The 24,157-nt window shown below is 55.3% G+C and carries 20 protein-coding genes; 5 read left to right on the forward strand and 15 right to left on the reverse strand.

Annotated elements, in window-relative coordinates; all coding sequences use genetic code 11:
- Positions 1 to 328 precede the first annotated feature (328 nt).
- The 6 genes from J122_RS10900 to J122_RS10925 all read right to left on the reverse strand — a co-directional run bounded on the left by J122_RS10900 (position 329) and on the right by J122_RS10925 (position 6,211).
- The gene (locus tag J122_RS10900; RefSeq protein ID WP_061332340.1) at positions 329 to 952 is read right to left on the reverse strand and encodes a sulfite oxidase heme-binding subunit YedZ; all 624 of its coding nucleotides are present in this window, start codon (positions 950 to 952) and stop codon (positions 329 to 331) included.
- Positions 952 to 1,923 carry a protein-methionine-sulfoxide reductase catalytic subunit MsrP gene (gene msrP, locus J122_RS10905; RefSeq protein ID WP_061332341.1) on the reverse strand — a complete coding sequence of 324 codons (972 nt, stop codon included), beginning with the start codon at positions 1,921 to 1,923 and terminating at the stop codon, positions 952 to 954. The genes J122_RS10900 and msrP overlap by 1 nt, the downstream gene beginning before the upstream one ends.
- Positions 1,924 to 2,015: 92 nt before the next feature.
- Entirely contained in the window at positions 2,016 to 2,828 is an 813-nt protein-coding gene (pssA, locus tag J122_RS10910; RefSeq protein WP_061332342.1) for a CDP-diacylglycerol--serine O-phosphatidyltransferase, read from the reverse strand.
- A 90-nt stretch (positions 2,829 to 2,918) separates the two neighbouring features.
- A complete protein-coding gene (gene ilvC / locus J122_RS10915; RefSeq protein ID WP_061332343.1) occupies positions 2,919 to 3,935 on the reverse strand; it encodes a ketol-acid reductoisomerase in 1,017 nt (338 codons plus the stop codon).
- 63 nt (positions 3,936 to 3,998) lie between these two features.
- Complete coding sequence (gene ilvN / locus J122_RS10920) at positions 3,999 to 4,490, reverse strand: acetolactate synthase small subunit (RefSeq protein ID WP_061332344.1); 492 nt, start codon at positions 4,488 to 4,490, stop codon at positions 3,999 to 4,001.
- A gap of 2 nt (positions 4,491 to 4,492) precedes the next feature.
- Positions 4,493 to 6,211 (reverse strand): acetolactate synthase 3 large subunit, encoded by a 1,719-nt coding sequence (locus J122_RS10925; protein ID WP_061332345.1) that lies wholly within the window; start codon positions 6,209 to 6,211, stop codon positions 4,493 to 4,495.
- Positions 6,212 to 6,684: 473 nt separating this feature from the next.
- On the opposite strand from J122_RS10925, the gene J122_RS10930 reads away from it, so the two are divergent.
- Entirely contained in the window at positions 6,685 to 7,164 is a 480-nt protein-coding gene (locus J122_RS10930; protein WP_061332346.1) for a DUF4124 domain-containing protein, read from the forward strand.
- Between the two features lie 76 nt (positions 7,165 to 7,240).
- Here the strand turns inward: J122_RS10930 and clpB are convergent, their stop codons facing one another.
- The 3 genes from clpB to rluD form a co-directional block, all read right to left on the reverse strand.
- Entirely contained in the window at positions 7,241 to 9,817 is a 2,577-nt protein-coding gene (gene clpB / locus J122_RS10935) for an ATP-dependent chaperone ClpB (RefSeq protein ID WP_061332347.1), read from the reverse strand.
- 341 nt (positions 9,818 to 10,158) lie between these two features.
- Positions 10,159 to 10,917, reverse strand: coding sequence for a peptidoglycan editing factor PgeF (pgeF, locus tag J122_RS10940; RefSeq protein ID WP_061332348.1), 759 nt, complete (start codon positions 10,915 to 10,917; stop codon positions 10,159 to 10,161).
- A complete protein-coding gene (gene rluD, locus J122_RS10945; protein ID WP_061332349.1) occupies positions 10,907 to 11,884 on the reverse strand; it encodes a 23S rRNA pseudouridine(1911/1915/1917) synthase RluD in 978 nt (325 codons plus the stop codon). The genes pgeF and rluD overlap by 11 nt, the downstream gene beginning before the upstream one ends.
- A gap of 63 nt (positions 11,885 to 11,947) precedes the next feature.
- Between rluD and J122_RS10950 the strand changes: the two genes are divergently transcribed.
- Entirely contained in the window at positions 11,948 to 12,781 is an 834-nt protein-coding gene (locus J122_RS10950; protein WP_061332350.1) for an outer membrane protein assembly factor BamD, read from the forward strand.
- Between the two features lie 66 nt (positions 12,782 to 12,847).
- Here J122_RS10950 and J122_RS10955 read toward each other — a convergent pair whose 3' ends face one another.
- The gene (locus J122_RS10955; RefSeq protein WP_061332351.1) at positions 12,848 to 14,512 is read right to left on the reverse strand and encodes an NAD+ synthase; all 1,665 of its coding nucleotides are present in this window, start codon (positions 14,510 to 14,512) and stop codon (positions 12,848 to 12,850) included.
- 93 nt (positions 14,513 to 14,605) lie between these two features.
- On the opposite strand from J122_RS10955, the gene J122_RS10960 reads away from it, so the two are divergent.
- The 3 genes from J122_RS10960 (at position 14,606) to J122_RS21155 (ending at position 18,363) form a co-directional block, all read left to right on the forward strand.
- The gene (locus J122_RS10960) at positions 14,606 to 16,252 is read left to right on the forward strand and encodes a sensor histidine kinase (protein ID WP_061332352.1); all 1,647 of its coding nucleotides are present in this window, start codon (positions 14,606 to 14,608) and stop codon (positions 16,250 to 16,252) included.
- 54 nt (positions 16,253 to 16,306) lie between these two features.
- A complete protein-coding gene (locus J122_RS10965; protein ID WP_061332353.1) occupies positions 16,307 to 17,692 on the forward strand; it encodes a sigma-54-dependent transcriptional regulator in 1,386 nt (461 codons plus the stop codon).
- Between the two features lie 98 nt (positions 17,693 to 17,790).
- Positions 17,791 to 18,363 carry a GspH/FimT family protein gene (locus tag J122_RS21155; protein WP_197463843.1) on the forward strand — a complete coding sequence of 191 codons (573 nt, stop codon included), beginning with the start codon at positions 17,791 to 17,793 and terminating at the stop codon, positions 18,361 to 18,363.
- A gap of 25 nt (positions 18,364 to 18,388) precedes the next feature.
- Here the strand turns inward: J122_RS21155 and J122_RS10970 are convergent, their stop codons facing one another.
- The 5 genes from J122_RS10970 to J122_RS10990 all read right to left on the reverse strand — a co-directional run bounded on the left by J122_RS10970 (position 18,389) and on the right by J122_RS10990 (position 24,155).
- Positions 18,389 to 18,817 carry a type IV pilin protein gene (locus J122_RS10970; protein ID WP_061332429.1) on the reverse strand — a complete coding sequence of 143 codons (429 nt, stop codon included), beginning with the start codon at positions 18,815 to 18,817 and terminating at the stop codon, positions 18,389 to 18,391.
- Between the two features lie 12 nt (positions 18,818 to 18,829).
- Complete coding sequence (locus J122_RS10975) at positions 18,830 to 22,132, reverse strand: pilus assembly protein (RefSeq protein WP_061332354.1); 3,303 nt, start codon at positions 22,130 to 22,132, stop codon at positions 18,830 to 18,832.
- The gene (locus J122_RS10980; protein ID WP_156471750.1) at positions 22,122 to 22,406 is read right to left on the reverse strand and encodes a hypothetical protein; all 285 of its coding nucleotides are present in this window, start codon (positions 22,404 to 22,406) and stop codon (positions 22,122 to 22,124) included. Before J122_RS10980 ends, J122_RS10975 begins: the two co-directional genes overlap by 11 nt.
- Positions 22,407 to 22,572: 166 nt before the next feature.
- On the reverse strand, positions 22,573 to 23,058 hold the full coding sequence (locus J122_RS10985; protein ID WP_061332356.1) for a PilX N-terminal domain-containing pilus assembly protein: 486 nt from the start codon (positions 23,056 to 23,058) through the stop codon (positions 22,573 to 22,575).
- 11 nt (positions 23,059 to 23,069) lie between these two features.
- Positions 23,070 to 24,155, reverse strand: a complete 1,086-nt coding sequence (locus tag J122_RS10990; protein ID WP_061332357.1) for a PilW family protein — start codon at positions 24,153 to 24,155, stop codon at positions 23,070 to 23,072.
- Positions 24,156 to 24,157 lie beyond the last annotated feature (2 nt).

Below are 24,157 nucleotides of genomic sequence, written 5' to 3' on the forward strand. Positions count from 1 at the left end.
CGAAATACCTCGGCCAGCGCCCACACGAATTACTTGGTTAACTTTTTAAAGAGCGTTTGAGCTGTTGCTCAATCAAGGCCGCGTATTCTACATCGTTCCGCCGCCCTGTCAACCGTTTATTTCGAAGAATCTTCAGATCAAATTTTCGAATACTTTCAAACAGTTGCTTTCGTCTGGGAGGTTGCCGTCAGCGGCTTGTCCCTCAGAAGTGGTGCGCATTCTACAGGCGCCACGAAAACTGTCAACGCCCTTTTTCGAAAAACTTTCCCCTCATTCGGTTTCCACCTATGCCACTGGTCAATACGCCACCAAAATGCTTACTTTCCAATCAAGCTCTGGACTTTCGCAAGGGAACCAACGAAGAAACACCAAACCAGTATGCCCTGATAAACAGCAAAGCCAGAAGCAACAGCCCGTATACCACCATTTCGGTCACATCGCTCCTTGCCTGCCACAAAAAATGCAGCCAGGCGAAAATTGCCGACAGGTAGATCAAGCGGTGGACCGGTTTCCATCGACGCCCCATCCGCTTCATCATCGCTTTTGTTGACGTTAATGCGAGAGGAATCATCAGGAGGAAGGCGACTGCACCCAGGGCGATGTAGGGCCGGCGTGTGAAGGTCGCCCATAAATCGCCCCAACCGAGAATCAGCTGCAAGAACGCAAGTACATGCAACACTGCGTAAAAGAAGGCAAACAAACCCAGCATGCGCCGGTGGCGCAACCAACCGGGCCAGCCGGTCATTTTCTTCAAAGGCGTTATCAGAAGCGTCACAAGCAATAACTGAAAGGCCGCAATACCCAGCCGCTCTGTTATCTCCTGGCCAGGATCCGGCCCTATTCGGCCAAGCACAACATCGGTCACCAGCCATATCAGCGGCATCAAGGCGACGCAAAAGACGATAACTTTTGCCACAACGCTCGACACCATTCGTTCGGCTGCAGGCAACATCAGTAGAACTTGGCCAGGTCCATCCCTTTGTAGAGATGCGCAACCTGCTCTTTGTAACCATTAAACATTCGGGTTTCCATCCAATTCGGACGGAGCACACCTGAGGGTAAACGCCGCTCTCTCTTCTGACTCCAGCGCGGATGATCCACCTCAGGGTTTACGTTGGCATAGAATCCGTACTCACTTGGCGCAAGCAATTCCCAGGTCGTTTTAGGCTGCTCTTCCAGAAACCGAATCCGAACTATCGATTTAATACTCTTGAATCCGTACTTCCAGGGAACCACGAGGCGGATCGGAGCGCCATTCTGATTAGGCAGGGTTTCGCCATAAAGACCAATCGCCAGGAAAGAAAGCTCGTTCATTGCCTCATCCATACGTAGCCCCTCCCTGTACGGCCAATCTATGGTACTGAACAGGGAGCGCTGCCCTCGCATCTGTTTTGGGTCATGCAGGGTTTCGAAGTACACGTACTTCGCTCGCGAATTCGGCTCCAGGCGGCTTAATACTGTCGCTAACGGTACGCCAACCCAGGGAATCACCATAGACCAAGCCTCAACACAGCGGAGCCGGTAGATTCGCTCTTCATAGTCGTGGGGCTTCAGCAGATCTTCCAGGGCGTAACGACCTGGCCGGGCACACTCGCCATCAACCTCCACAGACCAGGGGTCCACAGACATCTCGTGGGCATACTTGGCAGGGTCGCCCTTGCCGGTGCCAAACTCATAGAAATTATTGTACTTGGCTACTGCATCAAAGGGCGTTTTCTTCTCGTCGGTCAAGTACTCCGGCGCTTCACGGAAGGTCAACGGTGTGGTTGTCGGGCTGTCACCTGCCCGCAAAAGGCCGGGCGCAGCGAGGGCTGCAGCAGAGGCAATAGCTCCGGTCATGAATTTACGTCGGTTCAGATAGACAGACCGGGGAGTGACTTCGGATTCGGGCAAAGACCAGGAAGGGCGCCGTTTGATGAGCATGGGCTGACTCCAGAGGAAGCGGTTTGAATAAGTGACCGTAGATTCCCGGAGAAATTCCCGCCCGGACTTCCCCGGGCGGGTGCACTATAGCGTCAGGCGCGTTTTGCCTTTTGTCTGAACAAGGCACGCACCGGACCAGACAGTGCGTAGATCAGGAATGCCGTAAACAATACGGTGGCTGGATCAAGAGCGATCACCACCAGAATCAGCACCACCAGCAGAATGGCCGCGAATGGCACCCGCCCCCGCATATCGAGATCCTTGAAACTGCGGTAAAGCACATTGCTGACCATCAACACACCGGCACCGCCAACCACAATGATGGACAGCAGAGTCAGCCAGGTAGCAGGCTCATACTGATGGAAACACCAAACCAGCCCGGCCACACACGCCGCCGCAGCGGGGCTGGGAAGCCCGACAAAATACTTTTTATCGACTGAGCCGATCTGGGTATTGAAGCGAGCAAGGCGCAGGGCCGCTCCAGCTACGTATATGAACGTGATAGCCCAGCCAACCTTGTCGAGGCCATTCAATGCCCAGAAGAAGGCGACCATTCCGGGAGCAACCCCGAAGGCAACCATGTCTGCCAGGCTGTCGTATTCCTCGCCGAACTTGCTTTGCGTATTGGTCATCCGAGCGACCCGGCCATCCAGACCATCGAGAATCATCGAGACAAAGATCGCAATAGCAGCGCTGTCAAAGACGCCATTGGCTGCCGAAACTATGGCATAGAACCCGGAGAACAAAGACGCCGTAGTCAGGGCGTTGGGCAACAGATAGATGCCTTTACGGCGTACTTTGGCACCTTCAATCACTTCTTCCTCAACAACCTCACCAGCCGCAATCTCCGGCTCAGGCGTGCTCTGAGGTTCAGGCTTGTCGACAGATTTCTTATCTTCAGTCATTCCATAAACTCCGGAAAGCATTTGGGCGGAGTATATACGAAAAACGCGGCCACTAGGGCCGCGCTTTCAAGCCGTACCGGAAATTCCGGATCAGTTCTTTTCTTTGTCCACGATCTTGTTCGCAGAGATCCACGGCATCATTGAGCGCAGCTTCTCGCCCACCGTCTCGATCTCGTGAGCCGCATTCTGGCGACGACGCGCGGTCATGGAGGGATAGTTCAGGGCACCTTCAGAGATGAACATCTTGGCATACTCGCCGCTCTGGATGCGCTTCAGTGCGTTACGCATGGCTTCACGGGACTGCTCGTTGATCACCTCAGGGCCGGTTACGTACTCACCGTACTCGGCATTGTTGGAGATGGAGTAGTTCATGTTGGCGATGCCACCTTCGTACATCAGGTCAACAATCAGCTTCAGCTCGTGCAGACACTCGAAGTAGGCCATTTCCGGAGCGTAGCCCGCTTCGGTCAGAGTTTCGAAGCCAGCTTTAACCAGCTCAACCGCGCCACCACACAGAACCGCCTGCTCACCGAACAGGTCGGTTTCGGTTTCGTCTTTGAAGGTGGTTTCGATGATACCGGTGCGGCCGCCGCCTACGCCGCTGGCGTAGGACAGAGCAACGTTCTTGGCGTTGCCGGAAGCGTCCTGGAAGATGGCGATCAGATCAGGAATACCACCGCCCTTGGTGAACTCGGTGCGCACCGTGTGGCCCGGTGCCTTCGGGGCAACCATGATCACGTCCAGATCTTTACGGGGAACGATCTGGTTGTAGTGGATCGCGAAGCCGTGAGCGAAGGCCAGGGTAGCGCCCTGCTTCAGGTTCGGCTCGATTTCCTCGCGGTACAGCTGGGCCTGGAACTCGTCCGGAGTCAGCACCATGACAACGTCGGCGGAAGCAACGGCAGAAGCCACGTCGCTGGTCTTCAGGCCGTAAGCTTCAGCCTTGGCGATGGAGGAAGAGCCGGCGCGCAGGCCAACCACTACGTCAACGCCAGAGTCTTTCAGGTTGCACGCGTGGGCGTGGCCCTGAGAACCGAAACCCAGAATGGCAACTTTCTTGCCCTGGATGATGGAAAGATCACAATCCTTATCGTAATAAACCTGCATGAGAAACCTCTGTTATATGTAATGACCCCGACGGGCCATGATGTTCAAATTTGCAAAACAGCCTCAGAGGCTGAGCACCTTTTCGCCACGGGCAATACCCGACACACCGGTACGCACCACTTCCAGAATTCCGGAGGTACCCACCGCCTGGATAAAGCCATCCAGCTTGTCGCTGTCACCCGCCAACTGCACGGTGTACACCGAACTGGTCACGTCCACGATCTGGCCGCGGAAGATATCCACCGTGCGCTTGATTTCCGCACGCTGGGAACCGGTCGCCTTGAGCTTGACCAGCATCAGCTCTCGCTCAATGTGGGAACCTTCAGTGAGGTCGACCAGCTTGACCACTTCAATCAGCTTGTTCAGCTGTTTGGTGATCTGTTCGATGACCTTATCAGAGCCGGTGGTGGTGACGGTCAGGCGGGACAAGGTTTCGTCTTCTGTCGGCGCAACGGTCAGGGTCTCGATGTTGTAGTTACGCTGCGAGAACAGGCCAACCACCCGAGACAGAGCGCCAGGTTCGTTTTCAAGCAAAACAGAAATGATTCGACGCATGATCACACCCTCTCCGTTTTGCTGAGCCACATGTCTTTCATGGAACCACGAGCAACCTGCATCGGGTACACATGCTCGAAGCGGTCAACGTAGATGTCCACAAACACCAGCTTGTCTTTCATCGCCAGAACTTCCTTGAGCTTGGGCTCAAGATCTTCCTTGCGCTCAATGCGAACACCCACATGACCATAGGCTTCCGCCAGCTTGATGAAATCGGGCAGTGACTCCATGTAGGATTCAGCGTGTCGGGACTCATAATTCATGTCCTGCCACTGCTTGACCATACCCAGTGCCTGGTTGTTCAGGTTGATGATCTTCACCGGCAGATTGTATTGCTTGCAGGTAGACAGTTCCTGAATGTTCATCTGGATACTACCCTCACCGGTGAAGCACAGCACTTCGTCATCCGGGTGAGTCAGCTTGATGCCCATGGCTGCCGGCAAGCCGAAGCCCATGGTGCCAAGGCCACCGGAGTTGATCCAGCGGTTGGGCTTGTCAAACTTGTAGTACTGGGCCGCGAACATCTGGTGCTGGCCAACATCACTGGTCACAAAGGCGTCGCCGTTGGTGAGCTTCCAGAGCATCTCAACCACTTCCTGCGGCTTGATGACGTCCGGGCTGGTCTCGTAACGCATCCCGTGGAATGCTCGCCACTCTTCAATCTGCTTCCACCAGGCCGCCAGCGCATCCGCATCCGGCTTGTCTTTGGACTCTTTGACCAGTGAGAGCATTTCTTTCAGAACCGCATCCACCGGGCCCACAATCGGCACATCGGCATCAATCGTTTTGGAAATAGACGCGGGGTCAATGTCGATATGGATGATGCGAGCGCCAGGGCAGAATTTCTCGGTGGCATTGGTTACCCGGTCATCAAAACGCGCACCGACGCAGAGAATCAGGTCTGAGTGGTGCATCGCCATGTTGGCTTCGTAGGTGCCGTGCATGCCCAGCCAGCCAAGGTGCTGTTTGTCAGTCGCGGGATAACAACCAATGCCCATCAGGGTATTGGTGATCGGGAATCCCAGTGTCTTGGTCAGCTCAGTCAACTGGCTGGAGGCCTTACCCAGAATCACCCCACCACCGGCGTAAATCATCGGGCGCTTGGCTGCCATCAGCATATCCACGGCTTTCTTGATCTGGCCTGCGTGGCCACGAACCGCCGGGTTATAGGAGCGCAGTTTCACTTTCTTGGGATAGGAATACTCATAGCGCTCGTTCGGGGTGGTCATATCCTTGGGGATATCCACCACCACCGGGCCTGGGCGGCCGGTCGCGGCAATGTAGTAAGCCTTGCGAATGACTTCGGGAATCTCTTCCGGATGGCGCACACTGAGGTTGTGCTTAACCACCGGGCGGGAAACACCCATCATATCGGTTTCCTGGAAAGCATCTTCACCAATCAGGGTGGATGCAACCTGGCCGCACAGAACCACCATGGGGATGGAATCCATAAAGGCGGTGGCAATGCCGGTAATAGTGTTGGTGGCTCCAGGACCCGAGGTCACCAGTACGGTACCTGGTTTTCCGGTTGCACGGGCGTAGCCGTCGGCCATGTGGACCGCCGCCTGCTCGTGTCGCACCAGAATATGCTTGACTTTGTCCTGCCTGAACAGCGCATCATAAATATGAAGGGCTGCACCACCCGGATAGCCGTATATGTATTCGATCCCTTCATCTTGCAGGGAGCGGATCAGCATATCGGCGCCAGACAATAACTCCACGATTTTCTACCCTCTTCTACGAGTGAATGAGCCGGGTTTCGCCCCGGTTGCCTGGATTTTCGGTTTCCCTGCTTCTTTTGAAAGCGGAACCGGCGTACTCCTCCACACCATTCAATAAGAGGTTGTCTCCTGGCCAGCCGCCCTCCTGAGGGTTGCGGAGAACGACCAATCAACGGGTTGCACGTAAGCAACAACCAGCGCCCGCCAGCGCGTGGCGAACTCAGTGTGGTGATTAACGGGGGATACTCGCTCGGGATTGCCTGCCGTATTGACCCCAGTCTTCAGGCAATCGGTAATTCTGACAGCGGGAAACTCACTGTCAATAGGCGCTGTGGCTTAATTGCGACCATTTTCCTCTACACTCTGCCATACTGACCGGATATAACGTGCAAGAGATTTGAACCAGGCAAGGGAAAATCCATCGTTTCGGTGGCATGATATCCCCAGGCAGTAGACAAGAAACGGGCAGAGACATGAATCGAAAAATCCTGATGCTGACACTTCTGATGGCGATGACACCGGGCCTTGTGGCCGGCGCTTCAGTGTATAAATGGACCGATGAGAACGGCGTAACCCACTTTGGCGACCGCCAGCCAACGGGCGCGAACTCGGAGCAGGTGAATGTCCGCTCCGGCACGACCAGCAGAAGCCAGTCAGGCCAGCGCCAGAGTGCCCAGGAACAGCTGGGAGAACTGCAGGAGCAGCAGCGCTCCCAGGAACAGCGCCGCCAGGAAACGGCGGTTGAGGAAGCGCGCCGCAAGCAGCGGGAAGCCAATTGCGCCACCGCCCGGTCTAATCTGGACGTGCTGAACAGCAACGCGCGAATCCGGGTTGAGGAGAACGGCGAGATGCGCTATCTGGCGCCGGACGAAATCGAAGAGCAACGTCGCCGGTTCCGGGAGATTATGGAAGAAAACTGCGGGCCGGAAGGCTCTGCACCGGCCCAACGCTAGCTTTCTCACCACAAAAAAGGTCGGGCAACCCACGTTTGGCTGCCCGACCTTTTTTATTGGCTGGCGCCCGGCTTTGTCAGGCCTTCGAGAACACCAACTGGTCGTTCTCTACAGCGGCACGAATAGTGTCGCCGGGCACAAAGCCGCCCTGCAGTAGCTTCTGCGCCAGCGGGTTTTCAATCATCCGCTGAATCGCCCGCTTTAGAGGACGTGCACCGTAGACCGGGTCGTAGCCCACTTCCGCCAGCAGTTGCATAACCGCATCGTCCAGTTCAAGCTTCATATCCTGATCTTTCAATCGCCGCGCCAGATTCTCGATCTGGATACGGGCAATACCTTGAATCTGGCTTTCCGCCAGCGGATGGAACACCACCACTTCGTCTACCCGGTTGATGAACTCAGGGCGGAAGTGCGTTCCAACCTCCTCCATGACTGCCGCCTTCATGGCGTCGTAGTTTTCCTCACCCGCCTTTTCCTGAATGATGTGAGAGCCCAGGTTGGAGGTCATCACGATCACGGTATTCCGGAAGTCGACCGTACGGCCCTGGCCGTCGGTCAGGCGACCATCATCCAGCACCTGCAGCAGGATATTGAAGACATCAGGATGGGCCTTTTCCACCTCATCCAGCAGCAGCACCGAGTACGGCCGGCGGCGCACCGCCTCGGTCAAGTATCCACCCTCTTCATAGCCCACGTAACCGGGAGGCGCACCGATCAGACGAGCGACGGAGTGCTTCTCCATGAACTCGGACATATCGATCCGCACCATGGCCTCTTCGGTATCAAACAGGAACGATGCCAGGGCCTTACACAGCTCGGTCTTGCCCACACCGGTCGGCCCGAGGAACAGGAACGAGCCATTCGGCCGGTTGGGATCAGACAACCCGGCCCGGGACCTACGCACCGCATTGGAGACCGCCTCGACCGCTTCATGCTGGCCGATCACCCGGTCATGGAGGGCGTCTTCCATCCGCATCAGTTTATCCCGCTCGCCCTCAAGCATCTTCGATACCGGAATGCCGGTCCACTTGGAGACAATTTCGGCGATTTCCTCGTCGGTTACCCGGTTACGCAGCAGCTTCATTTCCATCATTTCAGCCTGGCTGGCCATATCCAGCTGGCGCTCCAGTTCCGGAATGGTGCCGTACTGAAGCTCAGACATTTTGCCCAGATCGCCAGCGCGGCGGGCGTTTTCCAGGTCAATCCGGGCCTGCTCCAGCTGGCTCTTTATCTTCTGGGAGCCATGCAGCGCCGCTTTCTCGGTGTTCCAGACTTCTTCCAGATCGGCGTATTCGCGTTCGACATTGCCGATCACCGAGGACAACTCTTCCAACCGCTTTTTGGAAGCAGCATCGGTTTCTTTCTTCAGGGCCTCGCGTTCAATCTTGAGCTGAATCAGGCGCCGCTCCAGGCGATCCAACGCCTCGGGCTTGGAATCCATTTCCATACGAATCTGGCTTGCCGCTTCGTCTACCAGATCGATGGCCTTATCTGGCAGTTGGCGATCGGTGATATAACGATGGGACAGTTTCGCGGCGGCGATGATCGCGCCATCAGTCACTTCCACACCGTGGTGAACTTCGTAGCGCTCTTTGAGGCCACGAAGAATCGCAATGGTGTCTTCCTCACTGGGCTCAGTCACCAGTACTTTCTGGAAACGGCGCTCGAGCGCTGCGTCTTTCTCGATGTTTTCCCGGTACTCGTTCAGGGTGGTGGCGCCTACGCAGTGCAACTCTCCCCGTGCCAGCGCAGGCTTGAGCATATTACCGGCGTCCATGGAGCCTTCGGCTTTACCAGCGCCGACCATGGTATGGATCTCATCGATGAACAGGATGATCTGACCTTCCTGTTTGGCCAGTTCGTTGAGCACGGCTTTCAGGCGCTCTTCGAACTCACCGCGGAACTTGGCGCCGGCGATGAGGGCACCCATGTCCAGAGACAGCACCTTTTTATCTTTGAGGCCGTCCGGCACTTCGCCATTCACGATGCGCTGGGCCAGGCCTTCAACGATGGCCGTTTTACCCACACCCGGCTCACCGATCAGCACAGGGTTGTTCTTGCGGCGGCGCTGGAGTACCTGGATGGTGCGGCGGATTTCGTCATCGCGGCCGATGACCGGGTCCAGTTTGCCGGCTTCGGCGCGCTCGGTGAGGTCGATGGTGTATTTGGACAACGCCTGACGATTTTCTTCGGCACTGGCGTCGTTGACGGTTTCGCCGCCGCGCACCGCATCAATGGCTTTTTCCAGGGCAGCCTTGTCCACGCCCTGTTCTCTCAGCACACGGCCGAGGGAGCCGCGGTCTTCGACGGCTGCCAGCAGAATCAGCTCACTGGAAATGAACTGGTCGCCGCGCTTCTGGGCCAGTTTGTCGGCCATGTTGAACAGCCGGCCCATGTCGTTTGACATGGACACGTCGCCGGCGTTGCCCTGCACTTCCGGCAGGTTTTCAATTTCTTTGGCGATGGCCTGGCGCACGCGGCCGGGCTCTACGCCCACTTGTTTGAGCAGGGATTTGATGGAGCCACCTTGCTGGTCGAGCAGGGCCTGCATGAGGTGGACCGGCTCGATGAAGTTGTGGTCTTTACCGACTGCAATGGACTGGGCATCGGCCAGGGCGCTTTGCAGTTTGCTGGTGAGTTTGTCGATTCTCATGTGTTCGTTTCCCCGAATTTTGTGCGAATACCGGTTGGTGGTTGATGAAGGGTATTCGTGTTGCTTTGACAGTTAATGTAGGGGCAACCTGGGGGACTTCAAGTTGGCTTGGGGCTATTTCGTCAGAAATTTGACGGCGGTCAGTCTTGGCGTGGAGTTTGGTTCCTTACGGGCATGCTATTACGTCGTCGGGGCTGGAACAGGGAGCGCTTTCCAGAACACGCCGTAAATACTTCCCTGTAGGCTTGACTGCAGCATCCCTGCTGCAGACAGTTCTGGAAAGCGCTCCCTGTTCCAGCCCGATGCTTTAGAGTTTTTCGCCTGGAAGGCCTAAAGCTCGGTTATGTCCTCATCCAGATCAACGTCGCCATTCTTCCGGTTTCACCGTCTCTTCGATACGAGAAGAACCAGTCGCTGTCATTAACAGTGCACAAACTGCCACCTGAGATGGACGTAACGCCGGCTGCTTTCAAGCGCTGACTTGCGAGTTGGTAGATGTTGGCCAGGTAGTGACCGGGGCGTTGTTTTGAGGGGGTGAATGCCTGATCGGCTTCGGGGTTGTGGTCGAGGAAGGCCTGTCGGACTTCTGGGCCGACTTCGAAACTGTCAGGGCCTATAGCCGGGCCGAGCCAGGCCTGGAGGTTGGACGGGGGTACGGCCATGGCGGTGATCAGGTTTTCGAGTACGCCACCGCACAGGCTCCGCCAGCCGGCGTGGGCGGCGCCTATGATGGTGCCGTCGGTGTCTGTCAGGATGACAGGCAGGCAGTCAGCGGTGAGGATGGCGCAGGCGATGCCGGGGTGACGGGTGTAGCTGGCATCGGCTTCGGGCATTACACCTACATTGTCTGGCATGAGTTCCACCACGCCGGTGCCGTGTACCTGGTTGAGCCAGCCGATGTTGGTGGCATCCAGGCCGGTGAAGGCCGCCAGGCGACTGCGATTTTCAGCGACGTGGTCCGGGTTGTCGTTGACGTGCCCGCCCAGGTTCAGGGCGTCCCAGGGTGGCTGGCTTACACCGCCTTTTCGGGTGGTGCACAGGGCGCGCACCTGAGCTGGCGCATGCCAGCTCGGAGTCAGGGTATTGTTGTCAGAAATCACTGTTTTCCAGCTCCCGGGCGTGTTTGCGCAGGGCTTCGATGAGCTGGACCATATCTTCCGGCAGCGGTACTTCCCAGCTCAGGGTTTCGCCGGTTGCCGGGTGTTCCAGGGTCAACCTTCTGGCATGGAGGGCCTGGCGACTGAACGCGGCCAAGGCCTGGCGAAGCTCTTCCGTGGTGCCCTTGGGCAGGCGCAGGCGGCCGCCGTAGACTGGGTCGCCCACCAAGGGGTGGCGCACGTGGGTCATGTGTACGCGAATCTGGTGGGTGCGGCCGCTTTCGAGCTTGCACTGGATATGTGTGTGGGCAGCAAAACGCTCAAGCAATCGGTAGTGGGTGACCGCCGGTTTGCCAGAGGAAACCACCGCCATACGCTTGCGGTCCTGGGGGTGCCGGCCAATCGGTGCGTCTACAGTGGCGCCACCGGTCAGAGAACCGACAACCACAGCTTCGTACTCCCGCCCCATGGTTCGCGTTTGCAGCTGGTCTACCAGCGAGGTGTGAGCAATCAGGCTGCGGGCCACCACCATGATACCGGAGGTGTCTTTATCCAGGCGGTGAACAATGCCAGCTCGGGGCAGGTTTTCCACTTCCGGCGCGTGATTGAGCAGTGCGTTAACCAGGGTACCATCAGCATGACCCGCAGCCGGGTGAACCACCAAGCCCGCCGGCTTGTTGATCACCAGCAGGTGCTCGTCTTCGTAGACGATGTCCAGGCTGATGGGCTCGGCTTCCCAGGTCACCTGTACTTCGGGTTCAGCGTCCAGGTCGAGAACGTCATCCAGCATCACCTTGTCTCTGGGCTTTCGAACGTCGCCGTTAACGGTCAAGGCGCCGCTTTTGATCCAGGACTGCAGGCGCGAGCGGGAATGCTCGGGCATCAACTCGGCGGCGGCCTGGTCCAGTCGCTTGTCGCTGAGCTGCGGGGGTACTATGTAATGTCCGGTAATCCGGTTATTGGAAGACATTCAGCCTCTTTTTGCTACAATGCGAAATTCATTCAAGTTGTGACCATTATACGGGATTCCGGCATGAGATCAGTTGTCCGATTACTGCTACTTTCCACAATGATAGCGCTAGCAACCGGCTGCGCCTCCAAAAAAGATGTGGAAGTGCTGCCGGAGAAGACGTATTACGACAATGCCCGCAAGGCAATGAACTCCGGCAATTTCAACGAAGCCGAGCAGAATCTGGACGCCCTCGAGACCTACTACCCGTTCGGCCGTTATGCCGAGCAGGCCCAGCTGGACCTGATCTATGCCCGCTACCAGAATCTTGACCTTGAGGGATCCCGGGCGGCAGCCGATCGGTTCATGCGGTTGAATCCGCAGAGCGAGCACCTGGACTACGCCCTCTACATGCGTGGCCTTGCTTCCTATAATCTCGATATCGGTCTGGCGGCGCGATACTTCGCCATTGATGTTGCCGCCCGAAACCCTGGCGAGCAACTGCAGGCCTTCCGGGATTTTTCTCAGCTTCTTAACCGCTACCCGGACAGCGAATACGCCCCGGATGCCCGCCAACGCATGATCGCTGTGCGCAACCGGATGGCGGAACTGGAGTTACATGCAGCCCGCTATTACATCAAACGTGAGGCATACATCGCGGCAAACAACCGGGCCCGTTTTGTTGTGGAGAACTACCCGTCTTCACCGGCGGTGGAAGAGGCCCTGATTCTGCTGGCCGATACCTTCCGATTAATGGACCTGAAAAAAGGCGCCAGTGATGCCATTGCCACCCTGCGCACCAACTTCCCCAACAGCGAGGCGTTTGATGAGAACGGCGAATTCCAGTCTGACCGCCTGCGCCGCCAGAATCGTTCGCTCACCAATGTGGTCACCTTTGGCCTGATTGGCGACGAATAACCATCCAGATGTCAAAAGGGCCGGGAGCATTCGCCACAGGCCCTTATTTCTTTCAAGGGGAAGCAATCAGAAACCCAGCTTCCAGCCATTGGTGATCGGATAGCGACGATCCTTACCGAAGCCCCGCTCGGTAATGCGCACGCCAATTGGCGCCTGGCGCCGTTTATACTCATTGATATCCACCAGGCGCAGCACCCGCTCTACATCCGCACGGTCAAACCCCTCCGCGACAATCGCTTCAGCACTGTAATCCCGCTCTACATAAAAATGCAGAATCTGGTCAAGGATGTCATAGCCGGGCAGGCTGTCTTCGTCTTTCTGGTCGGGCGCCAGCTCTGCCGACGGCGGGCGGGTAATGACCCGCTCGGGAATAACCGGTGCCAAGCTGTTGCGGTACCAGGCCAGGCGGAACACCAGCGTTTTCGGCACGTCTTTCAGCACATCGAAGCCGCCGGCCATATCGCCATAGAGCGTGGAGTAGCCCACCGCCATCTCGCTCTTGTTACCGGTGGTCAGTACCAGAGAGCCAAACTTGTTGGACAGGGACATCAACAACACGCCGCGCAGGCGAGCCTGGAGGTTTTCTTCCGTGGTGTCCGGGCGCGTGCCCTCAAAGGGTTTCGCCAGGGTTGCCATAAAGGTGTCGTACATGGGCTCAATGGAGAACACATCGTACTGAACGCCCATAGCCCTCGCCTGGGCTTCCGCGTCTTCCAGGCTGGCGCTTGACGTATAACGGAATGGCATCATCACCGCCCGCACCCGCTCCTTGCCCAGGGCATCCGCCGCCACTGCCAGAGTCACCGCGGAATCAATGCCGCCGGACAAGCCAAGTACCACAGACTTGAAACCGTTTTTATTAACGTAGTCCCGAACACCGGTGACTAGCGCGTTATAAACATTCGCTTCCAGTGACGGCTCCGGAGGCAGTGGCTGAGACACCGGCTGGCAGTGGTGTTCACACAGAAAATCCACCGGAAACAGGCCGTTGGTGAACTGGGGAATCTCTACTTTTAAGGTGCCGGAGTGGTCATAAACCATCGAACCTCCATCAAACACCAGTTCGTCCTGCCCACCCACCAGGTTAACGTAGACGATACTGACGCGATTTTCCGTGGCTTTTCGCTCCAGCAACGCCTTGCGGCGGGCCTGCTTGTCGATGTCGTAGGGAGACGCGTTCAGGTTCAGGACCAACTGGGCGCCAGCGGCCGCCGCATCTTCCAGGGGGCCATCTTTCCAGAGGTCTTCACACACCGTGATACCCACCGGAACTCCTTTGATGTCGACCACCAGGGTCTGCGAACCTTCGGCAAAGTAGCGTTTTTCATCGAATACCTGGTAGTTGGGCGGGCAGCGTTTGAAATACCTGCCCCGGATTTCCCCCGCTTCGATGACCACTGCTGCGTTGTAGAGCAGGCCCGCCGCGCGGAGAGGCGCGCCAATGATCATGGCGGGTGCCAGATTCGCCTGCTGCAAACGCTCAAGCGCTTCTTGCACTCGCAAATCCAGGCTCGGCCGAAGCAACAGGTCTTCCGGCGGGTACCCTGTCAGGCAAAGTTCCGGGAACAACACGATATCAGCCTGATGCCGCTCCGCTGCCTCACGGGTGGCCTGAATGATCAAGTCGGTATTGCCAGGAATATCCCCCACCAGAAAATCCAGCTGGGCCATTACCACCCGCAATTTACGGGGCGCAGCAGTGTCTTCGGTGATTGTACCGGTTACCGTCATGATCAGGGCTCCTGTAACTTATTGCCGTTAAAAGGCTATTATAACCCTCCATAGACAAGGATTTCTCCTGACCAAAGGCAGATAACCATACCCATGGTAACCGAAGCACCCTCAGCCACAGCCGCGCGCTCTCCTTTCGGGCCACGAGCACACCATCAGCAGGTGAGGCTGTTCCGCATCTACAATCATTACCGGCTGGTGATCAGCCTGATGCTGGTCGGCCTGCTGTTTGTGGACCCATTCACCACCGATTCCAAATTTCGCTGGCTGGATTATTACCAGGCAGGCGCGGTGTCTTATCTCGCCATCAACGCCTTTGTTGGTCTAATGCTGCTGGCCGGGCTGCAGCCACGGCAGCGGCACATTACCCTGTCTATTCTGATCGATATCCTGATAATGCATGGGCTGTTGCTGGCCAGCACCGGCATCACCAACGGCCTTGCCAATCTGGTCATTGTCTCCGTTGCCGCTGGGAACATCCTCAATCCCAGCCGCATGGGCACTTTCTACGCTGCGCTCGCAGCCATCTGTTCCCTGGGCATCTCCGGCTGGGCGGTGCTGGTGATCAACGAATCCGCGGACGATATTGTTCGCGCCGGCTCACTGGGCATCCTCTATTTTGCCGCTGCCTTCGTTTTGCAAGGCATCTCGAAGCGCATGATGCGCAGCGAGGCTCTGGCCACCAGCAGGGCCCGAAGCATTGCGGAGTTGGAGCAGATCAACCAGCAGATCATCCAGCGCATGCGAACGGGCATTCTGGTACTGGACCGTTTTGGCCAGGTCCGACTGGCTAACGCAGCGGCGGAAGAGCTGCTTTTCGGGTCGGTCACCAGCCAAAGTAGCGCAGAGCACCACAACCGATTACTGCCCAAACCGTTGCGCAAAGGTTTGGAGGCCTGGCTGAAAAACCCCAACATGCGCATCGAACCGTTTCAGGCGTCGCCCACCTCCCCCCTGCTACAGGCCAACTTTACCCAACTGGATCAGGAGCGGGGTGACCAGATTCTGGTGTTCATCGAGGATATGAGCAAAGTCACCCAGCAAGCCCAGCAAATGAAGCTGGCGTCGCTAGGGCGCCTGACCGCCGGCATCGCCCATGAGATCCGCAACCCCCTCGGGGCCATCAGTCACGCAGCACAACTGATGGAGGAGTCGCCCAACCTGGACAAAGGCGACAAACAGATGCTGGATATCATTCGCCGGCACTCGAAGCGGGTGAATGGCATCATTGAAAACGTGCTCGACCTGTCCCGGCGCAGGGCCGCCAACTCAGAGCAAGTGGACGTGAGGGACTGGCTTAGCGAATTCACCCGGGACTTCCAGCAAACCCGGGATGACGGCTCCAAAGCCGTTATTGAGCTATTGGCAGACGACTCCGTGCCGCCCGCTCGCTTTGACAAGAGCCAGATTGAGCAGGTCATGGTGAATCTGTGTGACAATGGTTTGCGCTACAGCAAACAGCAGACCGGCCAAAACAGGATACAATTAGTGGTTGGCGCCACCGCCGATGGCGAGCGGGCTTACGTGGATGTCCGGGATTTCGGCCCCGGCATTGCACGGGAACACCGACACTCGGTATTTGAGCCCTTCTTCACCACCGACAAGAGCGGCACCGGCCTTGGCCTTTACCTGGCCCGGGAACTTTGCGAGGCCAACCAGGCGCATTTGTCGCTGGTGGAAGATGAGCAGCCGGGCTGTCGCTTTCGCATTACCTTCGCCCATCCCGGGCGGATGATCTAAACGGGGTGTAGGGCATCGGGCGTTTGAAATTCAACAGGGAACCGAACACAAATAATGACACACCAAACAGCGCTGATTGTTGACGACGAACCGGATATCCGGGACTTGCTGGAAATCACCCTCACCCGCATGGGGATTACCACCTACACCGCACCGGACCTGACCACAGCCCGGGCCTTGCTTGAACAGCATAAACCCCAGCTGTGCCTGACCGACATGAACCTGCCGGACGGCAACGGTATAGACCTCGTGCATTGGATTCAGCAGCACACGCCCTGCACGCCGGTAGCCGTCATCACTGCCTACGGCAACATGGACACCGCCATCGAATCACTCAAGGCCGGCGCCTTCGATTTTGTCTCCAAGCCCGTGGAACTGCCCCGCCTGCGGGAACTGGTGAACAGCGCCCTGAAGCTGAGCGAACCCAAGAACGAGGATAGCGCCGAAGCTGACGAGCCCGGACTTCTGCTCGGTGAATCCCCACAAATCCGCAAGCTGCGGAACCAGACCCGTAAGCTGGCCCGCAGCCAGGCGCCGGTGTTTATCAGCGGCGAATCCGGCAGTGGAAAAGAGCTGGTCGCCCGCATGATCCACATGCAGGGCCCGCGGGCCGATGGCCCCTTTATCGCCGTTAACTGCGGCGCCATCCCTTCGGAACTGATGGAAAGCGAGTTCTTTGGCCACAAGAAAGGCAGTTTTACCGGTGCGGTCGAAAACAAGGAGGGCCTGTTCCGAAGCGCCAACGGCGGCACCCTGTTCCTGGACGAAGTCGCCGACCTGCCCCTGGCCATGCAGGTAAAGCTGCTGCGCGCCATTCAGGAAAAAGCCGTGCGACCTGTGGGCGACACCAAGGAAGTGCCAGTAGATATCCGCGTACTCAGCGCCACCCACAAAAACCTGCCGGAACTGGTGCAAGAAGGCAGCTTCCGTCAGGACCTGTTCTACCGCATTAACGTGATTGAACTGGCGGTACCGCCTCTGCGCGAGCGGGCGGAAGACATTTCCCTGCTGGCCGACCATATTCTGCAGCGCATCGCCCGAGAGTACGAATGCGACCCCGCCAAACTAACGCCAGGAGCTATCGAACGCCTGCAGGGATACGATTTCCCAGGCAACGTGCGGGAGCTCGAGAACATTCTGGAGCGGGCGTTTACGCTGTGTGATGAAGATTTTATTGATGCGGCTGATTTGCATCTGGGCGGTGGTGCTATCCCCGGAACCCCGGTATCGGAGCGCAGCTCTGACACTGGCACATCAGAGGCTCCTGCTCCTGTGCCCGAGGGGGAAATAGACCTGGAAGGCTTCCTGGAGAACATCGAGCGGCAGGCGATTGAGAAGGCGCTAGAGGCAACCCGGTGGAACAAGACGGCGGCGGCCAAGAGGCTGGGGATCAGTTTTCGGGCGTTGAGGTATCGGTTGAAGAAGTTGGGGATGGAGTGACAGAAATGTGGCCCGATTATCAGAATCCCGACTGATAACCCGTAAACTTGCTCACGCTGCGGCCAGGACGGCCGCATATCAACATGAAAGGAATCACTATGACTGCCCGACTGAATCAGTCAGGGGTGACTCTGCTTGAGCTCCTCATCGCGATATCAATTATCTCGATATTGACAACCATAACCCTATCATCGTGGTCCAACTTTGTAGAACAAAGCCGGCATCAGTCGCTCATTACTGCGTACCAATCCGGTTTCGCTTACGCCCGCTGGGTGGCCGCAAGCGAACGAGCTATCGTTACTGTTTGCCCGCTTTCGTCCTCAGGCAAGTGTACAGATAACTGGAACCAGCGCGTATCCATATTTATCGATAATAACAATGACAAAAAACCAGATGACGGGGCTATCTTGACTACCATTCAAAAGCCGTCAGAAAGATATGTGGTAACTTCAAGAACCGGTGGACGCGGATACATTCAATTTAACCATCTTGGAATGATTCACGGTGCGGCTGGTGGAATAGTTGTTTGTCCGGCGACAGATCGACCTGAAAGTAAAATAAGCTATATAGCCCTCAATAAGGGCGGTCGATTCCGCAGCGTACACGAGCTATCAAGTGTGGGCAGGATCAAGCTCAAATGGGGGGCAACAATTACTTGCCCACCCATATGATCCAGACCTCATAAGCAACTCTGCGTCAATCCCATGGGTCCGTCGCGGACCCGTCATTGTCCTTGTCCCACGTTCGAACGCCAGTCGAAGTAAGCTCTAGAATACCATTGCCAGCCTGCCCGTTCTTGGGAGTAGCTCTCAAGGTATAAGTTGACGCTGTCGCCGCTGATATCGTCAAGTCATAGAACTTGGTATTCCCATCCATGGGAACTTCGTCTGGGTAGATGCTCGGGGAACCAGTGTTGGGAGACCCCGCCCCCAAATAACTGTTATTGGCCGTGAAATGCCTCTCCATGGCACTTGCCAAACCCAACAAAGCACCCTGAGCGTCCGAGCGCCGCGCCTTTTCAACCGAGTTCTGGTAACTGGGATAGGCAATTGCAGCCAAGATCCCGATGATCGCAACAACGATCATCAACTCAATGAGCGTGAAACCTTTTATTCTATGATTCATGGCGTTCAAGCCTTACTCCTCATACCAATATGTTTCGAGGACACCTGTTACTGTATCTATCGGTCGACACTCGGCTCCAACACAGATTATGTCGAGACCATCAACCCGCATACGCTGTGGATCGGGTGGCAGGCCAACCGTCATCAACTCAACCTCTCGGTCTTCCTTGGTTAATTCATCAGGATCAGCAGAAACAATCAGATCGTAATTGACCACTGGCGTACCATCCGCAACATAGACATGATAAAGCCGGGCCTTTCCTGCGGCAGGCAAGCAGGCATTAGTACTCGCCGTCGGCTCGTAGGTGGTAATGAACAGCTGTCCACTCACGGTTTGGCTGCTGGAAAGAACTTTCTCACCAGACCTGGTCAACCGGATATACCAACCACTTGCAGCTGCCAAATCTGATTGGGCCTGGGTACGTTGAGCCTCATTACCCTCTTCGATGAGATTATCTGTTGTGTCAAACAGGTCCGACTCAGACACCTTGATCAAGCTATAGTCCACATTGCCGTCTGCATCATAAGGAGGTTCGGTGACGTCAGCCATCCGAAGCATATAAATGCGATCCTCTATTGCTGTATCAAGGGGATGAGCTTGCCAGCCTGAACCTATCACCAATCCCAAATAGCGAGACGCACCCATCTTGAAACCAAACAGATCCGGGCTATGGTAAAATCGACGATTGTCCGCAGCGGCACCACCTCCAAAATCTGCAACGACACCACCGGTGACAAGGTTTTCCGTCCTGAGCCCATTAAAGATATCAAATCTCCAGACTTGCCCCCCCATGTCGCCAACATAGACTTGGTTAGTCCAACCATCACCCGTTACATCAATCGCCTTAGGCGCGGCGGGCATACTGTACTTCATATCAGCTAATTCGAGATCAGCACCACTTCCTACCGGTCCTGCCCACCACAGACGCGCACCCGTCTCGGCGTCCACAATATATAGGGCTCGGCCCACAGTATCTTCGGTCCTGGTTAAAACAGTGTCTTGTTGAGAGTCGTAGCCACCCGCAAAGATAAGTACATCTTTAATTGAATTGTGAATCTTGACCTTGGTTTTCACTGGCTTTGACCAAGTCTCCCCCAACTCAGTATAACTGCCAGTTCCACCTTGTATGGACCAGAGCATCCGTGGTTGATTCCGAGTGGTGGCATCAAGTGCATAGTAATTTCTGCCACCCCTGCGCATTCCAGAATAGATATAGAGATGATCACCGTCTGTTGCGTTTATAGTACCGTCGTTGTTGCTGTCGTTCTGCCAACTGACAATGGAGCCATCCATTCCATATACGCGTTGAGTTATCGTCTTGTCGTTCTCCATCAGAACACTCTGATTGCCAAGCAATTCCGACGGAATAAACGAAAAGTAGCTCTCACCTGTTTCTCCATCCACCGCGTGGATGTAGCCCTGATTATCTCCGAAGAAAACAGTGGTATCCGGAGAAGTGGCATCGCCTCCATAAATCACCAGGTGCGGCACCGAGTGCAACGGATCAGCAATGAATTTTCGAGCGTCTGTCGTCAGTCCATTTCGATTCTCATCATTTACATCTAACCCACGAGTCCAATTAATCAGCTTTTCATGCTCACTATCCGCCATTGTCGCATCACCAAACATTGCTTTAGTGAGGTTTGCTTTATTTGCAACAGATACCGCATTAACAGACGCAGTCAGGTCTTTAGTCGAGGACCCACTGTAGTATGTGTAAACCTTCCTTGATGCATTATTGTCTGGCTGCTTGGAGGCGGCTCCACCAAGCGCGACATTCGGACCATCCGCCACAGGACTCCACCAACTTTGAGCACTGTTTCGGAAAAAACCGGTCGAACTGTCTGTTGCCTCGTTATCGTTGACATCATAGATTTTGCCATCCGAACCGAGGCGGTATCGTTTGAGGTTACCGTTCCAACGTGGCGCGACATCCGGCTGAAACACAGAGAAATAAAGCGAGTCCAGATGATTAAGCCGATTGAAGGTATTAACCGCCACGCCGGGAGCGACAAATGTGGTGTTCACAGCCAAGACGGAGCGAACAAAACTCTCAAACGCATTCTCAAGAGATTCTGTGTCGTCTGCCAGGTAGTATTCACCACCGCCCTTCGCGGCCGTATCTGAAAGCAGTTGCTGATTAGTCGTGAACCCAACGGTATACGTGTTCACATTGATTTCTTCGCTAAGCCCTGAATAAACGTCATTGCTAAACATATACTCGGCGATTTCATCAAGGCAATTACCTGTGCAGCTACCAACAACGCCTTCCATTGCATCACGGGAGTTCTTGTCTTCGGTTGAGTGATAATTACCTGAGGTTGGATCACCGTCATAAGTTGGTTCACCGTCCGTCAAAAGAATTATATTATTCGACTGACACTCATACTCAACTGGGCTTATATAGTTCCCGTCCTGAACAGTCCCGCTGACAGGCGAAGTATCAAGAAATGGCGCTTGCCCTCCAAAATATCGCATTGCACCAAAAAGGGTTTCTGAAAGAGGAGTCCAGGTATCGGCTCCCAAGTCCTCAACAGCATCCTTGAACGCATCACGGTTAGTTTCAATGTTCTCTACAGGGACCAGCAAGCGACCGCCCTGCCTCGCATTGCCGTCAGGATTAAATGCCATCAGGCCAATATTAACTCCCGACAAACTGTCGGCGAGGTTCTTTGCAACTTCCTGAACGATTTCTAGCCGTGTACGGGTAGTGGTTTCCCGATGGTTGAAGTACCAGTTGACATAGTTTGCCGACCAGAATGTATTGTGTTCAATCTGCGACCAATCTATCTCCTGCCCTTCATTGCCCCACTTATTTGTGTGGTTTCTGGCATACTTAGCGTTCGAAGAGTCGGTTTCACCATGAACGCCCCGGTCATTTTGACACTCAAGAAAGTTTCCAGATGCCATGTAGGATGTCGACGGATTTCTCCATGCCTCCGAGCCCCGCCAACCGCTCCTCCGCCAGCTAGCCATTCGATAACCCAACACCCTTCCGGTTGTGGCAAAGCGCTGAGTAATGTCTGCGCATTTATTTGCCTCGGCTGGGTACGCATATAAAGTGTTGCCTGACAACAACCATATCGACCCGTCCGGAGCATTTCCCGAGTAGGTTTCTGAGGGGTCATACGTCGACGTCGTTGTGACATTCGCAGCCATACTTCCCGAGTTATCAAGAATAAACAGAATATTTGGACGAATTTCCGAAGCCGTAGTGTTGAAGAAGATCTCTGTGTCATCAGCCGATGCGACACCTGTTCCCAGCGACAGCCCAAAGGACAAACCGAATGTCAGTAGCCTTGTATTAATTTTCATGGCTTTCTCCTGCCTTAGCCGCAAAGAATCTCACCTGCTCCGCCATACCGGTTGCCTTGTTGATCAATATCGTAGCTGACGAGCCAGATAAACCACCTATTGCTTCCGGCAAAACATCGGTGCCATCGCGGACTAGACGCAGGCCACGAGATGGCAAGTACCGTTTTTTATCGCAACGCTCACAGGCTGAACCAACTACCTGCACTACCTCTCCGGAACTATTCAGAACCAGGTCTACAATCTCTGCCTCAAACGACACATGCTCGTTGATCAAAGGGGGGGTATCCACAAGATCTAAGGACATTGTGTCCGCGGCAAAAGCGCTAGGCCTCGCCAACATTAAAACCATTAAAACGAAAACAAGCCTGTTTATAGAACGCATACGCCAGCTCTCCCAATCATTTTATGACGACCGAATAACAAGCCGCACTAATCCGGAATCAATAATATTCGATACCCTTGAAAACTGTCCGGGCAGCACCGCTACCACTTATTTCCGATGAGCCCCGAAGCTCATAACGATAACCTTTCAATAAGGTTGTACTTTCACTGGCATCCATCGAACTTCCGCTATTAATAATGATCTCGCCAAGATACCGAGCCTCATATTCCGCGGAGACCTCACTCCCACCGATAGAATAGGAAGACACTCCACTTCGCGAATCTGAAGCGGACATCGCTTGTTGAAGCAGGCTCAAATCACCGCCCATCAGTTGGTCAACCAATGCACCAGCAGCACTCTCTGCAGCCTGAAACGCCTTATTGGAATTCTGGGCATTGGCAGCCATCCGCTCCTGCATCATGGCAGAGTTCATGCCTGCTACTCCTAAAAGCGTAAGCACTAGGAGCACAACCAAGCTGACCACCAATACAGCGCCCGTCTGCTTCTGACCAGCCAAACAATCGTTATTACGGAAAATAGTCATAATAGGCCGCCTTAAATCCTGTTCCGGATATTAATTGTCGACTCGAATGTTCGCCGAATCCGGTTATCAGCAGGGTGCGTAACAGAAGCTCCTGCGGTTCCTGCTGGCTGTATTAACTGCCCTGGTAACTGATAGCTCTGCTGATCCGGAGCCGTTTGAACTCGCTCAGCATCGCTGATGAGCAAACCAATTTTGACCGCTACTACATTGCGCATGTCTAGCCCTGAGGTGCCGGCAGGAACGTATCGAATATTATCGCTGCTAAGCCGTTCACCGTATAAAATCTGCATACTTTCCACGCCCTCGACGAGCTCGTCTATCACAAACACGCCGCCTGCGTTCGTCTCCCGCTGCCGATACAGAGCAAATATCGGATTTCCTGCAAGGTCTTCTCGGCCCGTATCCGCCACGAAATACGCCGTTGAGCTGAAACGCATGATTCGCGCGGTTTCGTTATAGGCCTGACTCAGACGATTCGAGGTATTGACGTTGCTTGCATGCGCCCAGGTTCCGCTGGTGGGGGTACTTGATATCCGAAAGAGGTCAGCGTTCTCGCAATCAGAAATCAGAACCACATCATTTTGCTGGAAAAGTGAAAGCTGACCTGACACCTGAATATTGGCGTTTGTGTCAGTCATGTTCCCAGTTACCTGGATTGGAACCATATCACCTCTCTGGATCGCGATAACATCGCTACCAACTCTTGCCGCCGTCTCGATAGCTTCACCACTGAAACTTGTCCCATTTGCCCAGCTGGTTCCGCCGACTTCCCAGCCAAGCAAAGTGCTCTCAAAAAAGTCTGCCGTGGGCGGATCGTTTGCAATGATATTCATAGCAACACTGTTTGGATCGGCGCAGCCCTGAAAGCCCGCCATCCTTACGTCTCGGGCAATAATTTCAGTTGCAATCCGGCCAGACTCCTGAATCTTTGCCAGCGAAGCGCTTAACCGAGAGGTCTGATTCGAATCCAGATAAACTGTAATTACACCGACAATCAGAGTTGCGCTCAATGCCAGGGCTATCAGGAGTTCGATCAATGATAAGCCAGAAGAAAGGTTCAGCTTATGCTTACTGGCTCCGTACTTTGGAATATTCATAC

It is taken from the genome of Marinobacter excellens LAMA 842 (assembly GCF_001574445.1).
GTDB classification, from domain to species: Bacteria; Pseudomonadota; Gammaproteobacteria; order Pseudomonadales; family Oleiphilaceae; genus Marinobacter; species Marinobacter shengliensis.

Excerpts from the sequence above, each read along its gene's own strand:
- J122_RS21155 (WP_197463843.1), top strand. The coding sequence starts at position 17,791 with ATGACTGCCCGACTGAATCAGTCAGGGGTGACTCTGCTTGAGCTCCTC.
- pssA (WP_061332342.1), bottom strand. The coding sequence starts at position 2,828 with ATGACTGAAGATAAGAAATCTGTCGACAAGCCTGAACCTCAGAGCACG.
- J122_RS10930 (WP_061332346.1), top strand. The coding sequence starts at position 6,685 with ATGAATCGAAAAATCCTGATGCTGACACTTCTGATGGCGATGACACCG.
- J122_RS10990 (WP_061332357.1), bottom strand. The coding sequence starts at position 24,155 with ATGAATATTCCAAAGTACGGAGCCAGTAAGCATAAGCTGAACCTTTCT.
- J122_RS10970 (WP_061332429.1), bottom strand. The coding sequence starts at position 18,817 with ATGAATCATAGAATAAAAGGTTTCACGCTCATTGAGTTGATGATCGTT.
- msrP (WP_061332341.1), bottom strand. The coding sequence starts at position 1,923 with ATGCTCATCAAACGGCGCCCTTCCTGGTCTTTGCCCGAATCCGAAGTC.
- J122_RS10975 (WP_061332354.1), bottom strand. The coding sequence starts at position 22,132 with ATGAAAATTAATACAAGGCTACTGACATTCGGTTTGTCCTTTGGGCTG.
- J122_RS10965 (WP_061332353.1), top strand. The coding sequence starts at position 16,307 with ATGACACACCAAACAGCGCTGATTGTTGACGACGAACCGGATATCCGG.
- J122_RS10950 (WP_061332350.1), top strand. The coding sequence starts at position 11,948 with ATGAGATCAGTTGTCCGATTACTGCTACTTTCCACAATGATAGCGCTA.
- J122_RS10900 (WP_061332340.1), bottom strand. The coding sequence starts at position 952 with ATGTTGCCTGCAGCCGAACGAATGGTGTCGAGCGTTGTGGCAAAAGTT.
- J122_RS10955 (WP_061332351.1), bottom strand. The coding sequence starts at position 14,512 with ATGACGGTAACCGGTACAATCACCGAAGACACTGCTGCGCCCCGTAAA.
- ilvC (WP_061332343.1), bottom strand. The coding sequence starts at position 3,935 with ATGCAGGTTTATTACGATAAGGATTGTGATCTTTCCATCATCCAGGGC.
- clpB (WP_061332347.1), bottom strand. The coding sequence starts at position 9,817 with ATGAGAATCGACAAACTCACCAGCAAACTGCAAAGCGCCCTGGCCGAT.
- J122_RS10960 (WP_061332352.1), top strand. The coding sequence starts at position 14,606 with ATGGTAACCGAAGCACCCTCAGCCACAGCCGCGCGCTCTCCTTTCGGG.
- rluD (WP_061332349.1), bottom strand. The coding sequence starts at position 11,884 with ATGTCTTCCAATAACCGGATTACCGGACATTACATAGTACCCCCGCAG.
- ilvN (WP_061332344.1), bottom strand. The coding sequence starts at position 4,490 with ATGCGTCGAATCATTTCTGTTTTGCTTGAAAACGAACCTGGCGCTCTG.
- J122_RS10985 (WP_061332356.1), bottom strand. The coding sequence starts at position 23,058 with ATGACTATTTTCCGTAATAACGATTGTTTGGCTGGTCAGAAGCAGACG.